The organism is Candidatus Kosakonia sp. 282A-S69 (genome assembly GCF_029433855.1).
Classification (GTDB): domain Bacteria; phylum Pseudomonadota; class Gammaproteobacteria; order Enterobacterales; family Enterobacteriaceae; genus Kosakonia; species Kosakonia cowanii_A.
Window position 1 is genome coordinate 701283 of record NZ_JAROAU010000001.1, and the last position, 13277, is coordinate 714559.

The window sequence follows — 13277 nt, forward strand, 5'->3', positions numbered from 1 at the left end:
AAGGAGAGACCATGCTGGAACTGATTTGCAAACGCCTGATGCTTGCGGTGCCGACCCTGCTGCTGGTGAGCATGATGGTGTTCGGGTTGCAGAAGCTGCTGCCCGGCGATCCGCTCACCGCCATGCTCGGCGAGGAGCGCGATCCGGCGGTGATCGCACAGCTGCGCGCGGAGCTGAACCTGGATGCGCCGATTCCGGTGCAGTATTTCCACTGGTTGACCCGCGCGTTGCAGGGGGATCTGGGCGTCTCCTTACGGACGCAGGAGCCGGTGACCCATCTGATTGCCGCCAAGCTGCCGGTGACGCTGGAGATGTCGCTGCTGGCGATGATCATCGCGCTGCTGGTTGGCATCAGCATGGGCATCCTCGCAGCGGTGAATAAGAACAGCTGGATCGATCACGGCACTAACTTTGTCGCCATCTCGGGGATCTCGGTGCCGCACTTCTGGCTGGGGATATTGCTGATCCTCATCTTCTCGGTCAATTTGCAGTGGCTGCCCGCCTCCGGTTTTGTGCCCTTTGCGGAGGACCCGCTGCAAAACCTGCGCACGCTGCTGCTGCCGTCGCTGGTGCTCGGTACTGGGCTTGCGGCGACGCTGATGCGCCACACCCGCGCGTCGATGATTGCGGTGCTGAAAGCCGATTACATCCGCACCGCGCGTGCCAAAGGGCTGCTGCCGAAAGCGGTGATCATGAAGCACGCCTTTCGTAACGCGCTGGTGCCGGTGATCACCCTGACAACACTGCTGTTCGGCGAATTACTTGGCGGCGCGGTTCTCACCGAGCAGGTGTTTACCATTCCCGGCTTCGGCAAGATGATTGTCGATTCCGTCTTTAACCGCGACTACGCGGTGGTGCAGGGCGTGGTGCTGGTGGTGGCGATCGGTTTTCTCGCCCTCAATCTGCTGGCCGACGTGCTGTATGTGTTGATCAACCCGAAAATGCGGAGCGAATAATGGCGGAACTCACCTCTGTCGGTACGGCGGCAGCGCTGCCGCGTAATGAAAACCGGGTGCTTAAGAAATTTCTCGCCAACAAAAGTGCGGTGCTTGGCGCGGTGATTGTCGGCATCTTTGTGCTGATCGCGCTGCTGGCACCGTGGATCGCGCCGTTTGATCCGGTCAAAGCCGACTTTCTGGCGGTGCGTAAAGCCCCCTCGGTGCTCCACTGGTTCGGCACCGATGAACTGGGGCGCGACATTCTCTCGCGCATGGTGTGGGGCGCGCGTACCTCGCTGCTGGCGGGCTGCGTCTCGGTGGTGATTGCCGTGGCGATTGGTGTGCCGCTCGGCCTGCTGGCCGGTTATTTTCAGGGGATGTGGGATGGGGTGATTTCGCGCTTTATCGAAGCGCTGCTCGCCTGCCCGTTCCTGATTATGGCGATTGCTCTCGGCGCGTTTCTCGGCCCAAGCCTGACCAACGCGATGATCGCCATTGGCCTCTCGGCGATGCCGATCTTTGCCCGCCTGACGCGTGGCCAGGTGATCGCCATCCGCAATGAAGAGTATATCGACGGCGCGCGGGCCATCGGCCTGCCGGATCGCTGGATCATCGTGCGCTATGTGCTGCCCAACGTGATGTCGCCGATTCTGGTGCAGGCGACGCTCGCTATCGCCTCGGCGATCATTACCGAGGCGAGCCTCTCATTTCTCGGTCTCGGGCAGCAGCCGCCATACCCCTCATGGGGCGCAATGCTTAACACGGCGAAAGGGTTCCTCGAACAGGCGCCGTGGATGTCGATTTTTCCCGGTGTGGCGATCTTCCTCACCGTGCAGGGATTCAATTTACTCGGCGACGGGCTGCGCGACGCGCTCGATCCGCGCCACGACTAAGGAGTTTGCATGACGAAAGCGATTGATTTTAGCGTCGGTTACGCTTCACGCCGCGCGCCGATGATTGGGCAAAACGCGGTAGCAACGTCGCAGCCGCTGGCGGCACAGGCCGGAATGCGTATGTTGCAGCAGGGCGGTAACGCGGTGGATGCGGCGATTGCCGCGGCAATGGCGCTGACGGTGGTCGAGCCGACCGGTTGCGGCATCGGCAGCGATGCGTTTGCCATTGTCTGGGACGGTAAAGCGCTGCACGGGCTGAATGCTTCAGGCCGCTCGCCCGCCAGCTGGCATGCGGATCTCTTTGCCGGTCTTGACGCAGTACCGGAGATTGGCTGGGATGCGGTGACGGTGCCCGGTGCGGTCTCCGGCTGGGTGGCGCTGGCGGAGCGTTTCGGCACGCTGCCGCTCACCACGCTGGCGCAACCGGCGATTGAGTATGCCCGCAACGGTTTTCCCGTCTCGCCGCTGATTGGCCATCTCTGGCAGCGCGGGTATGAAAAACTAAAAGATCAGCCGGGCTTCAGCGACTGCTTCGCGCCCGAAGGCCGTGCGCCGAAGATCGGCGAGATCTTCCGCAACCCGGCGCAGGCGCGCACGCTGGAGCTGATTGCCGAGACCAGGGGTGAAGCCTTCTATCGCGGCGAACTGGCGCAGAAGATCGCCGCCTTTGCAAAGCAGCACGGGGCGCACCTGAGCGAAGCGGATCTGGCGAATCATAAAGCCAACTGGGTCTCGCTGCTGTCGCGCGATTTTGCCGGTGGCTCGGTGCAGGAGCTGCCACCGAACGGCCAGGGAATTGCGACACTGATTGCCCTCGGTATCCTCGAACAGTGCGATATTGGCCGCTACGATCCCGACTCGGTGCAGTCGCTTCATCTGTCGATTGAGGCGATGAAACTGGCGCTGGCGGATCTCGATCGCTATATCGCCGATGAAGATCACCTTGAGTTTGCCGCCGACCTGCTGCTCAGCGACAGCTACCTGAAAACCCGCGCGGCGCTCATTGATCCTGAAAAGGCCTCTGATTTTGTCTACGGTTCACCGACGCAGAGCGGCACGGTCTATCTCTCAACGGCGGACGCCAGCGGCATGATGGTGTCGTTTATTCAGTCCAACTTTATGGGCTTCGGCTCGGGCGTGGTGGTGCCGGAGACCGGGATCAGCCTGCAAAACCGCGGCTGCGGCTTTGTGCTCGATCCGAAACACCCGAACGCGCTGGCGGGCAGCAAGCGCCCGTTCCACACCATTATTCCCGGCTTTGCGATGGGGGCAGATGGCAAACCACTGATGTCCTTTGGCGTAATGGGCGGGCCGATGCAGGCGCAGGGGCATATGCAGATGGCGCTGCGTATTATGCAGCATGGGCAGAACCCGCAGGCGGCGATTGACGCCCCGCGCTGGCGCGTGGTGCGCGGGCGGGAAGTGATTGTCGAGTCGACCTTCTCGCACAATGTGATCGCCGCGCTGCGCGATCGCGGGCACCTGATTACCGTTGAGGATCCGCAGGCGGGGTACAATTTTGGCGGCGCGCAGGTGATTTACCGTATGCCGGAAGGGCAGTACATCGCGGCCACCGAGAGCCGCAAAGATGGGCAGGCGCTGGTGAGTTAAGGGGGCTCCGCTCCCGTAGGCCGGATAAGCGCCAGCGCCATCCGGCATGATTACCGCGGCAGCGATTGCCGGATGGTTACATACAAACCGGCGCCGTTCCCGTAGGCCGGATAAGCGTCAGCGCCATCCGGCAATGGGCCTGGCATATGGCATTGGTGGAAGGGTTCCGTTCACCATGCGTGGCGGAGTTTCATTAACCCTTTATGCGGTGAACGGGACAAGGGAAGCGGCCGCGCTCCCCTTGTCAATCCCCGCGGCCCCGCGAGGAAATCGGTGCTTCGCACTACGCTCACCTCCCGCGCGCCTGACTGCGGCCGGCTCGACTCGACTTACTCGTTCCATTCTGGAACGAGTCCCTGTCTCGGTTCGCCTCTGTCCGCCATCCCTGGCGTCCAGACCTTGTCATTCACGCTTCGGTTCGCCGATTTCAGCGGGGACACAACCCCTCGCTTTCATATTGCAGATAAAAGCGAAACCGGTATCGCTGGAACTGCGGTTTTGTAGGCCGGATAAGCGTACGCGTCATCCGGCATATCACTGCGGCACCGATTGCCGGATGGCGGCTATGCCTTATCCGGCCTACGGTAACGAAGCCGATGGAACCGCCCAGGCCGGATAAGCGTGTAACGCGCCACCCGGCAAAGGGGCTGGGCATTATGCCGGATGGCGGCTGCGCCTTATCCGGCCTACAAATTATTCCAGAGTGAAGGGATCGGCGTCCTGCCAGGCGGGGAACTGGGCGCGGTACTCTTTCAGCGCGGAGAGTGACATCTCGGCGTCGATACGCGTTGCCTGGTGCGCGTCGGCGCTGGCAACTATTTCCCCTTGCGGGCTAATCACCCGGCTGTCGCCGCGGTAATGGTGGCCGTTCCCGTCGCTGCCGACGCGGTTACACCCTGCCACCCAGGCCTGGTTTTCAATTGCGCGGGCCAGCAGCAGCGACTGCCAGTGCAGGGAGCGCGGCGCAGGCCAGTTGGCGACATAGAGCAGCAGATCGTACTCATCGCGGTTGCGCGACCAGACCGGAAAACGCAGGTCGTAGCAGACCAGCGGCATAATGCGCCAGCCGCGCCACTCGAATATCACGCGTGACTCACCCGGCTGATAGTGGTGATGCTCATCCGCCATGCGAAAGAGATGGCGCTTATCGTAAAAATGGACTTCGCCCTGCGGCTCAACCAGCAAGAAGCGGTTGACCGCCCCGCGATCTGTTTGCAGCGCTGCGCTGCCGGCAATCAGCGCGTTACTCTGCTGCGCCTTCTCGCGCATCCAGCTCACCACCTCCTCCTGCGATAGCGACCGCGTGGCGGCTTCCATCGCAAAGCCGGTAGTAAACATCTCCGGCAGGACAATCACATCCCGCCCGCTAATCCCTTCCAGTTGTACATCAAAATGGCGCAGGTTCGCTGGGCCATCCATCCACGCCAGCGGCTGTTGTAACAGCGTAATTTTTAAACCAGGCACAATCACGACTCCCCTTCAGACAGCATCGGCACACTGTAGCACGCTAAAAACGAAAAAAACCCGCAGGATTGCGGGTTTTGTCGAAGGCGGAGAGGAGCCGTCAGGCGCTTAAGCGGCTTCCGGCTTGCGCAGCTTTTCCGGGGCTTGCACCACCGGTTGTGTCGCCAGCGCATCCGGCTCGAAGTCATCAACGTTGATGGTGCGCAGCCGGCTCGCTTCCGCTTTAATCAGCAGCGCCGCTTCATCCTGGTTAATCAGCCCGCTGGCCAGCGCCTGGTTTGCCAGATCGTCCAGACGGGTAAACGGCAGGTTTTTACCCAGCGACTTACAGATGCGCTGATGGATCGGGTCGGCAGCCATGACATCCACCAGTGCCTCTTCCAGCAGCCCTACCGGGTTGTGCTCGCTCGGCGTCAGGTATTGACCGCGGCCGATGCGTGAACGGGTGGCGTTTGGCGTTTGCAGGATCTTCGCCACTTTATGATCGAGCCTGTCGGACGGCGCACGGTAGTGGCGGCCGGTCGGGAAGATGACAAAGCTCAGCATGCCCGCCACGAATCGGTTCGGGAAGTTCTCCAGCAGATCGACCATCGCTTGCTCGGCCTGATAGAGCGCATCCTGCACGCCCCAGTGCACCAGCGGCAGATCCGCTTCCTGGCGACCTTCGTCGTCATAGCGCTTCAGCACCGCCGAGGCGAGGAACAACTGGCTTAACACATCACCCAGACGGGCGGAGATGCGCTCGCGGCGTTTCAGGCTGCCGCCGAGCACTGCCATTGAGATATCCGAGAGCAGTGCCAGGTTAGCACTCAGGCGGTTCAGGTGTTGGTAGTAACGTTTAGTCGCATCCCCGGTTGGCGAAGCGCTGGTTAAGCCGCGCGTCAGGCCGAGCCACAGGCTGCGCATCTCATTACTGCCGACATGGCCGATATGTTTAAACAGCAGCTTATCGAACGCATCAACATCGTTGTTCTGCGCGGCGGCCATCTCTTCCAGCACATAGGGATGGCAGCGAATCGCCCCCTGACCAAAGATCATCATCGTACGGGTGAGGATGTTAGCGCCCTCAACGGTGATGGCGATCGGCGCACCCTGGTAAGCACGGGCAAGGAAGTTGCCTTCGCCGAGCATAATGCCTTTACCGCCGGCAATATCCATCGCGTCAATGATTGCCTGCTGGCCACGGTGGGTACAGTGATATTTCACAATCGCCGACAGCACCGCCGGTTTTTCGCCGAGCATAATGCCGTAAGTGATAAGCGACGCTGCGGCGTCCATCACATAGGCATTACCGGCAATACGCGCCAACGGCTCTTCGATACCCTCCATCTTGCCAATCGCCACTTTGAACTGACGGCGAATGTGGGCGTAGGCACCAATACCCAGCGCCACGGATTTGACGCCGCCCGTTGAGTTGGAGGGCAGGGTGATGCCGCGGCCAACGGAGAGACACTCCACCAGCATACGCCAGCCCTGACCGGCCATTTTCGGGCCGCCGATGATGTAATCAATCGGTACAAAGATATCTTTCCCGCGCGTCGGGCCGTTCTGGAACGGGACGTTAAGCGGGAAGTGGCGACGACCAATCTCCACACCCGGCGTAGAGGTCGGGATCAGCGCACAGGTAATGCCCAGCTCTTCCGCGCCACCCAGCAGTTTATCCGGGTCGGAGAGTTTGAACGCCAGACCAAGCACGGTGGCAATTGGAGCCAGCGTAATGTAGCGCTTGTTCCAGGTCAGACGCATGCCGAGCACCTGCTCGCCCTGCCACTCACCCATGCAGACCACGCCGGTATCGGGAATGGCACCCGCATCGGAACCCGCTTCCGGGCTGGTCAGCGCAAAGCAGGGGATCTCCTGCCCACGGGCCAGGCGCGGCAGGTAGTGATCTTTCTGCTCCTGCGTGCCGTAGTGTTGCAGCAGCTCGCCCGGGCCTAAAGAGTTAGGCACGCCGACGGTGATCGACAAAATGCCGGAGACGCCGGAGAGTTTTTGCAGCACGCGGGATTGTGCGTAAGCCGAAAACTCCAGCCCGCCGTACTCTTTTTTGATGATCATCGCGAAGAAGCGATGCTCTTTAAGATAGGCCCACAGCTCCGGCGGCAGATCGGCCATCTCATGGGTGATCTGGAAGTCGTTCGCCATGCGGCACGCCTCTTCAACCGGGCCGTCGAGGAAGGCCTGCTCTTCTGCGGTCAGGCGCGGCTGCGGGTAGTTGTGCAGCTTTTTCCAGTCCGGGTTACCGCGAAACAGATCGCCTTCCCACCAGGTCGTACCTGCGTCGATGGCCTCTTTTTCCGTGCGCGACATCGGCGGCATCACTTTGCGGAAACCGTTAAACACCGGCGCGGAAATTAAGGATTTACGCATCGGCGTGAAGTTGAACGGCACGAGAATAATCGCCACCGGCACTACCATCCAGATTGACCAGATGCCCGCCAGCCCAAGGGCTGCGGTCCATGCCAGCAGGATCACGCTGCTGAGCAGCAGATTGACGCGGTGATAGAAGAGCACACCGAGCAGAACGAGCGTTGCGACAATACTCAAAATCATCATAACGAAAAGCTCCCTTCTTGTAGGAGGTCTGACCACTTGTGATGTATTGTTTGTAGTGGATGTCATTTCTTTTAGCAATGTGTTTACAAAATAATTACAACCTGGTTCACATTGTTGAGGCCATTTTGCGCACGGAAAATGAAAACGCCGGCGGGAGCAGCGGCTTTAGCTTCTCGGCTGAAAGCCTATCCGGTACACTGCGCAGTGTTATTTACATTTATGCTGAAGGATATCCTCATGTACCAGGATCTTATTCGTAACGAACTGAACGAAGCGGCGGAAACGCTGGCGAACTTCTTGAAAGATGAAGCCAATATTCACGCTATTCAGCGCGCGGCGGTGCTGCTGGCCGACAGCTTTAAAGCCGGTGGCAAAGTGTTGTCCTGCGGTAACGGCGGCTCGCACTGCGATGCGATGCACTTTGCGGAGGAGTTAACCGGGCGCTATCGTGAAAACCGTCCTGGCTACCCGGCGATCGCCATTTCTGATGTCAGCCACATCTCCTGCGTCAGCAATGACTTCGGTTACGATTATGTATTCTCCCGCTATGTAGAAGCCGTTGGCCGTGAAGGCGACGTGCTGCTGGGGATCTCGACTTCCGGTAACTCGGGCAATGTGATCAAAGCGATCGCCGCGGCGCGTGAGAAGGGGATGAAAGTGATCACCCTGACCGGTAAAGATGGCGGCAAGATGGCCGGCACCGCAGATATCGAAATTCGCGTGCCGCACTTTGGCTATGCCGATCGCATTCAGGAGATCCATATCAAAGTGATCCATATCCTGATTCAGCTGATCGAAAAAGAGATGGTTAAAGCGTAACGCTGGCTTTTTATTTGCCCTGTTCATCCCGGGCAGTGCTCACCGTTCCTGCGCCCCGGCGCAGCTCATCGCGGCGCTGCCCGTGTCTGACGGGCTGCAACAATCACGCCTTCTCAGAGTAAGGCGGTTGTGGAGGTGACTATGTGCGAACTGCTCGGGATGAGCGCTAACGTGCCGACCGATATCTGCTTTAGTTTTACCGGTCTCGTCCAGCGCGGCGGGGGAACCGGACCGCATAAAGATGGCTGGGGTATCACCTTCTACGAAGGCAAAGGCTGTCGCACGTTCAAAGATCCGCAACCGAGCTACAATTCGCCCGTCGCTAAGCTGGTGCAGGAGTACCCGATCAAATCCTGCTCGGTGATTGCCCATATTCGCCAGGCGAACCGTGGCGAAGTGGCGCTGGAGAATACCCATCCGTTTACCCGCGAGCTCTGGGGCCGCAACTGGACTTACGCCCACAATGGCCAACTGACGGGTTATAAATCTTTGCAGACCGGCAACTTCCGCCCGGTGGGCGAAACGGACAGTGAAAAAGCCTTCTGCTGGATGCTGCATAAGCTGACGGAGCGCTACCCACGCACGCCGGGCAATATGGGGGCGGTGTTTAAATACATTGCGACGCTGGCACTGGAGCTGCGTGAGAAGGGCGTGTTCAATATGCTGCTGTCGGACGGGCGCTATGTGATGGCGTTCTGCTCCACCAATCTTTTCTGCATTACCCGACGCGCGCCGTTTGGTGTGGCGAAGCTGCTGGATCAGGATGTGGAGATCGATTTTCAGCGCGAGACCACACCGAATGATGTGGTCACTGTGATTGCGACGCAGCCGTTAACGGCGAATGAAACCTGGCACAAGATTATGCCAGGCGAGTGGGCCTTATTTTGCCTCGGTGAGCGTATAGTTTGACGCCAGCTGCGGCTGCACGGAGGTGGTCAGCGGCTTGCTGACCACGTAGCGTCCATCCACGACGGCGACAATTGGCGGCTGGTGGGTGGCCGCGAAGTAGTCATACCCCGGCTTTAACTGCTTCCAGAAATCCGCGTAGGTGGAATATTTGTGACGCTGCATATTCGCGTCGGTCATGCGGAACGGATAGATATTCACCTGCACGCTCGGCTGGCCGAAAATCAGCGCCGCGGTCACAAACTGGAAGATCTCATCAATGCCGCTGTCCGTCATGGCGTAGCAGCCAATGGAGACGCAGGCGCCGTGAATCATCAGGTATTTGCCTTCATAGCCGTGGGCGCGGTCAAAGTTGTTCGGAAAGCCGATATTGATAGCCTTGTAGAAACGGCTGTCCGGCTTCAGCTGGCTGCGCTGTACCGAATAGAACCCCTCCGGGCTTTTAAAATCGCCCTGACGGCGTTTCGGCCCGAGGCCACCGGAGTAGTTGCAGATTCTGTAGCTGTCGAGCAGCTGGTACTGTTCGCCCATCTTGACGTAGAGATCAAGGGTGCGCTCTTCTTTGAAGATCTGGATATAGACCGGCGACCCCATCAACTGCTGCTTAAACTCTTTGCTTACCGGCTTAGTGACGCTGTTGCTGCCCACCAGGCCAGCAAAGGAGACGCACGGGATCAGAAGCATCGCAATGAACAATGCGATTTTGCGCATACAACGTGTTTCCTTGATAAAACGGATATGACTTTGCCAGAACGGCAAAAGGTGCCCAGAATTCGGACAATTCTGTTTTGAGCGCTCACCTTAGCATTCCGACATTTTTTCGCAAGCCCCGAATAGCGGTGAGTCGGTGCCCGTCGAGCCTGTTGATTCTCTTTTCGCCATCGCGCAAAAAGTGTTCTATTTTGCCTTTCAACCACCTGCGCGATTTGCGACGACTATTATGAAAGTAAAAGCCGGGAATTACACAGCGGATTGCCCTCTTTTCGGCGGTTTCTCGGCTGGCTTCTCATTTCGCTGGAACGTGCTGTATACTTATCCAGTGTTCTGTGAGGGTGTACGCATGCGCAAAATAATACATGTCGATATGGACTGCTTTTTCGCGGCGGTAGAGATGCGCGACAACCCGGCCCTGCGCGATATTCCGATTGCCATTGGCGGTAGCCGCGTGCAGCGCGGCGTCATCAGCACCGCCAACTACCCGGCGCGTAAATATGGCGTGCGCAGCGCGATGCCGACCGGGATGGCGCTGAAACTCTGCCCGCACCTCACGCTGTTACCCGGCCGTTTCGACGCCTATAAAGAAGCCTCCCGCCAGATCCGCGACATCTTCTCGCGCTACACCTCATTAATTGAACCTCTGTCGCTGGATGAAGCCTATCTTGATGTCACCGACAGCCCGCACTGCCACGGCTCCGCAACGCTGATGGCGCAGGAGATCCGCCAGACCATCTTTAATGAGACGCAGCTTACCGCCTCGGCGGGCATCGCGCCGGTGAAGTTTCTCGCCAAAATCGCCTCCGATCTCAACAAACCCAACGGGCAATATGTAATTACTCCGGCGGAGGTGCCTGCCTTTCTGCGCACGCTGCCGCTGAGCAAAATCCCCGGCGTCGGCAAAGTGTCGGCGGCCAAGCTGGAGACCCTTGGGCTGCGCACCTGTGAGGATGTGCAGAGGAGCGATCTCGCCATGCTGCTTAAGCGGTTTGGTAAGTTTGGTCGCGTACTGTGGGAGCGCAGCCAGGGGATCGATGAACGGGAGATCAGCAGCGAGCGGCTGCGAAAGTCGGTCGGCGTCGAGCGCACGCTGGTGGAGGATATCCATCAGTGGGAGGAGTGCGAAGCGATTATCGAGCGCCTCTACCCGGAGCTTGAGCGGCGGCTCTCGGTGGTGAAACCGGATCTGCGCATCGCCCGCCAGGGGGTAAAACTGAAGTTTAACGACTTTCAGCTCACCACCCAGGAGCATGTCTGGCCGTGCCTGAATAAAGAGGATCTGCTCGCCACCGCGCGCCAGGCGTGGGATGAGCGACGCGGCGGGCGCGGCGTGCGCCTTGTCGGCCTGCATGTCACGCTGCTCGACCCGCAGCTTGAGCGCCAGCTGGTGCTGGGGCTGTAACCCTACCAGAATTTGCGCTGGTAATTTCCCGCCCGCTTCTCTATCATCCCCGGCGTTTATTCATTCCCTGTTAACTGCAAAGGAGGTTCACCATGACACACCATGCCCTGATTTCTCTTTGCAGACCTCTCCAGGCTTAATTCTTTAAAACTTGCCCCTGGTTTCGTCTGCCAATTCCTTTTATTTCTCTACATATGGATTGGTATATGGGCAATTCTGTTTGTCATATCTCAGACGCGATCTCCTGTATTGCGTCGGAAAACCTGTGGATCGAAGGTTCAGCGATCCAGCAATTACACACGACTGCGGCACTGCCGGGGATGACGCGCGTCGTCGGCATGCCGGATCTTCACCCCGGCCGCGGCTATCCGATTGGCGCGGCCTTTTTCTCCACCGGCCGCTTCTATCCGGCGCTGGTGGGGAACGATATCGGCTGCGGCATGGCGCTGTGGCAGACCGACCTGGTACGGCGCAAATATAACGCCGATAAGGTTGAAAAACGGCTCAGCGCGCTGGGCGATACGGCATCTGCTGAGTGGCTGGATGAAGCGGTGCCGGATGCGTGGCAAAACCACCCCTGGCGCGCCGCGCTGGGATCGATTGGCGGCGGGAACCACTTTGCCGAGCTGCAACAGGTCGATAGCGTGGCCGATGCGGCGCTGTTTGCGCAAAGCGGCCTCGATGAGCAGCGCCTGCTGTTATTGGCCCACAGCGGTTCGCGCGGGCTGGGGCAGCAGATTTTGCGCCGCCACGTCGACGCCTTCTCCCACGCCGGGCTGGCGGAAGGAAGCGACGCGGCTCGCCACTACCTGGCTGAGCACGATGAGGCCCTCAACTTTGCCCGCATCAACCGGGCGCTGATTGCGCGGCGCATGCTGGATCATCTCAACGCCGATGGCGCAGCGCTGCTCGATGTGGCGCATAACTTCGTTGAATCCTGCACGGTTGGGGGGGAAGCGGGGTGGCTGCATCGCAAAGGTGCGACGCCGGACGGGCAGGGCCTGGTGGTGATCCCGGGTTCACGCGGCGATCACAGTTGGCTGGTGATGCCGAAAGTGAGCGAGGTGAGCCTCTATTCGCTGGCCCACGGCGCGGGACGCAAATGGATGCGCACCGAGTGCAAAGGTCGCCTGTCAGGGAAATTCACCCCGGCGCAGCTGGCGCGCACACCGCTCGGCAGCCGGGTGATTTGCCGCGATCGTCAGCTGATCTATGAAGAAGCGCCGCAGGCCTATAAGTCGGTTGAAAGCGTGCTTGAGTGCCTGGTCGACGCCGATCTGGTGACGCCGGTTGCGCGTTTACGTCCGGTATTAACCCTGAAAGTGAGCGGAGGGGCGGGCGAATGAGACTGTTGCAACTCTCCTCTGCACAAGGGCCTGATGAGTGCTGCCTGGCGGTGGGTAAAGCATTAGCGCGGCTGATGGAAGAGGCCGAGGCGCAGAAGGTGGCGCTGACGGTGCTCGAAACGGAAGCGGCGCGCCAGCCGGGCGCCTACCGCTCGGTGCTGGTCTCTCTCGATGGCGACAATGCGCAGGCGCTCAGCGCGCGCTGGTGCGGCACGGTGCAGTGGATCTGCCCAAGCCCCTATCGCGCCAGGCATGCGCGTAAGAACTGGTTTATCGGCGTAGCGGAATTTACTCCACAGGCGGCGCTGCAGGATAGCGCCATCCGCTTTGAGACGCTGCGCTCATCCGGGCCGGGTGGCCAGCACGTGAATAAAACCGATTCCGCCGTGCGCGCTACGCATATTGCCAGCGGCATTAGCGTTAAGGTGCAGTCGGAGCGCAGCCAGCATGCGAATAAGCGGCTGGCGATGCTGCTGATTTTACACCGTCTGGAGCAGGCGCAGGATGACGAGCGCGCGGCGCTTAAGTCGGAACGCAGGCTGTTTCATCATCAGATAGCGCGGGGCAACCCGGTGCGCACCTTTAAGGGGCCAGGGTTTAAGGCGCAGTAACGGAAGGAAAATGTCCG

The 13277-nt window shown here is 59.7% G+C and carries 11 protein-coding genes; 8 read left to right on the plus strand and 3 right to left on the minus strand.

Annotation, left to right across the window (positions count from 1 at the left end; all coding sequences use genetic code 11):
* Nucleotides 1–11: 11 nt before the first annotated feature.
* The 3 genes from PU683_RS03030 to PU683_RS03040 are packed head-to-tail and all read left to right on the plus strand — an operon-like array spanning nt 12 to nt 3442.
* Nucleotides 12–956 carry an ABC transporter permease gene (locus PU683_RS03030; protein WP_277170041.1) on the plus strand — a complete coding sequence of 315 codons (945 nt, stop codon included), beginning with the start codon at nt 12–14 and terminating at the stop codon, nt 954–956.
* Nucleotides 956–1831, plus strand: coding sequence for an ABC transporter permease (locus tag PU683_RS03035; protein WP_277170043.1), 876 nt, complete (start codon nt 956–958; stop codon nt 1829–1831). Before PU683_RS03030 ends, PU683_RS03035 begins: the two co-directional genes overlap by 1 nt.
* 9 nt (nt 1832–1840) lie before the next feature.
* A complete protein-coding gene (locus PU683_RS03040) occupies nt 1841–3442 on the plus strand; it encodes a gamma-glutamyltransferase family protein (protein ID WP_277170044.1) in 1602 nt (533 codons plus the stop codon).
* 693 nt (nt 3443–4135) lie between these two features.
* On the opposite strand, the gene PU683_RS03045 is transcribed toward PU683_RS03040, so the two are convergent.
* Together PU683_RS03045 and fadE are read right to left on the minus strand one after the other, a co-directional pair.
* The gene (locus tag PU683_RS03045; protein ID WP_277170045.1) at nt 4136–4906 is read right to left on the minus strand and encodes an amidohydrolase; all 771 of its coding nucleotides are present in this window, start codon (nt 4904–4906) and stop codon (nt 4136–4138) included.
* 108 nt (nt 4907–5014) lie between these two features.
* The gene (fadE, locus tag PU683_RS03050; protein WP_277170046.1) at nt 5015–7462 is read right to left on the minus strand and encodes an acyl-CoA dehydrogenase FadE; all 2448 of its coding nucleotides are present in this window, start codon (nt 7460–7462) and stop codon (nt 5015–5017) included.
* A 237-nt stretch (nt 7463–7699) separates the two neighbouring features.
* On the opposite strand from fadE, the gene lpcA reads away from it, so the two are divergent.
* A complete protein-coding gene (gene lpcA / locus PU683_RS03055) occupies nt 7700–8281 on the plus strand; it encodes a D-sedoheptulose 7-phosphate isomerase (protein ID WP_023479022.1) in 582 nt (193 codons plus the stop codon).
* A gap of 141 nt (nt 8282–8422) precedes the next feature.
* On the plus strand, nt 8423–9190 hold the full coding sequence (locus PU683_RS03060) for a class II glutamine amidotransferase (protein ID WP_277170047.1): 768 nt from the start codon (nt 8423–8425) through the stop codon (nt 9188–9190).
* Here PU683_RS03060 and dpaA read toward each other — a convergent pair.
* Entirely contained in the window at nt 9161–9898 is a 738-nt protein-coding gene (dpaA, locus tag PU683_RS03065; RefSeq protein WP_277170048.1) for a peptidoglycan meso-diaminopimelic acid protein amidase, read from the minus strand. The two genes, PU683_RS03060 and dpaA, sit on opposite strands and share 30 nt — an antisense overlap.
* 349 nt (nt 9899–10247) lie before the next feature.
* On the opposite strand from dpaA, the gene dinB reads away from it, so the two are divergent.
* The 3 genes from dinB to prfH all read left to right on the plus strand — a co-directional run bounded on the left by dinB (nt 10248) and on the right by prfH (nt 13260).
* Nucleotides 10248–11303, plus strand: a complete 1056-nt coding sequence (gene dinB / locus PU683_RS03070; RefSeq protein WP_277170049.1) for a DNA polymerase IV — start codon at nt 10248–10250, stop codon at nt 11301–11303.
* Between the two features lie 206 nt (nt 11304–11509).
* A complete protein-coding gene (locus PU683_RS03075; RefSeq protein WP_277170050.1) occupies nt 11510–12649 on the plus strand; it encodes an RNA ligase RtcB family protein in 1140 nt (379 codons plus the stop codon).
* The gene (gene prfH, locus PU683_RS03080; RefSeq protein WP_277170051.1) at nt 12646–13260 is read left to right on the plus strand and encodes a peptide chain release factor H; all 615 of its coding nucleotides are present in this window, start codon (nt 12646–12648) and stop codon (nt 13258–13260) included. Before PU683_RS03075 ends, prfH begins: the two co-directional genes overlap by 4 nt.
* The last annotated feature ends 17 nt before the right edge of the window (nt 13261–13277 follow it).

Coding starts and splice junctions, on each gene's coding strand:
- PU683_RS03030 (WP_277170041.1), top strand. CDS start 12: ATGCTGGAACTGATTTGCAAACGCCTGATGCTTGCGGTGCCGACCCTG.
- PU683_RS03035 (WP_277170043.1), top strand. CDS start 956: ATGGCGGAACTCACCTCTGTCGGTACGGCGGCAGCGCTGCCGCGTAAT.
- PU683_RS03040 (WP_277170044.1), top strand. CDS start 1,841: ATGACGAAAGCGATTGATTTTAGCGTCGGTTACGCTTCACGCCGCGCG.
- fadE (WP_277170046.1), bottom strand. CDS start 7,462: ATGATGATTTTGAGTATTGTCGCAACGCTCGTTCTGCTCGGTGTGCTC.
- lpcA (WP_023479022.1), top strand. CDS start 7,700: ATGTACCAGGATCTTATTCGTAACGAACTGAACGAAGCGGCGGAAACG.
- PU683_RS03060 (WP_277170047.1), top strand. CDS start 8,423: ATGTGCGAACTGCTCGGGATGAGCGCTAACGTGCCGACCGATATCTGC.
- dpaA (WP_277170048.1), bottom strand. CDS start 9,898: ATGCGCAAAATCGCATTGTTCATTGCGATGCTTCTGATCCCGTGCGTC.
- dinB (WP_277170049.1), top strand. CDS start 10,248: ATGCGCAAAATAATACATGTCGATATGGACTGCTTTTTCGCGGCGGTA.
- PU683_RS03075 (WP_277170050.1), top strand. CDS start 11,510: ATGGGCAATTCTGTTTGTCATATCTCAGACGCGATCTCCTGTATTGCG.
- prfH (WP_277170051.1), top strand. CDS start 12,646: ATGAGACTGTTGCAACTCTCCTCTGCACAAGGGCCTGATGAGTGCTGC.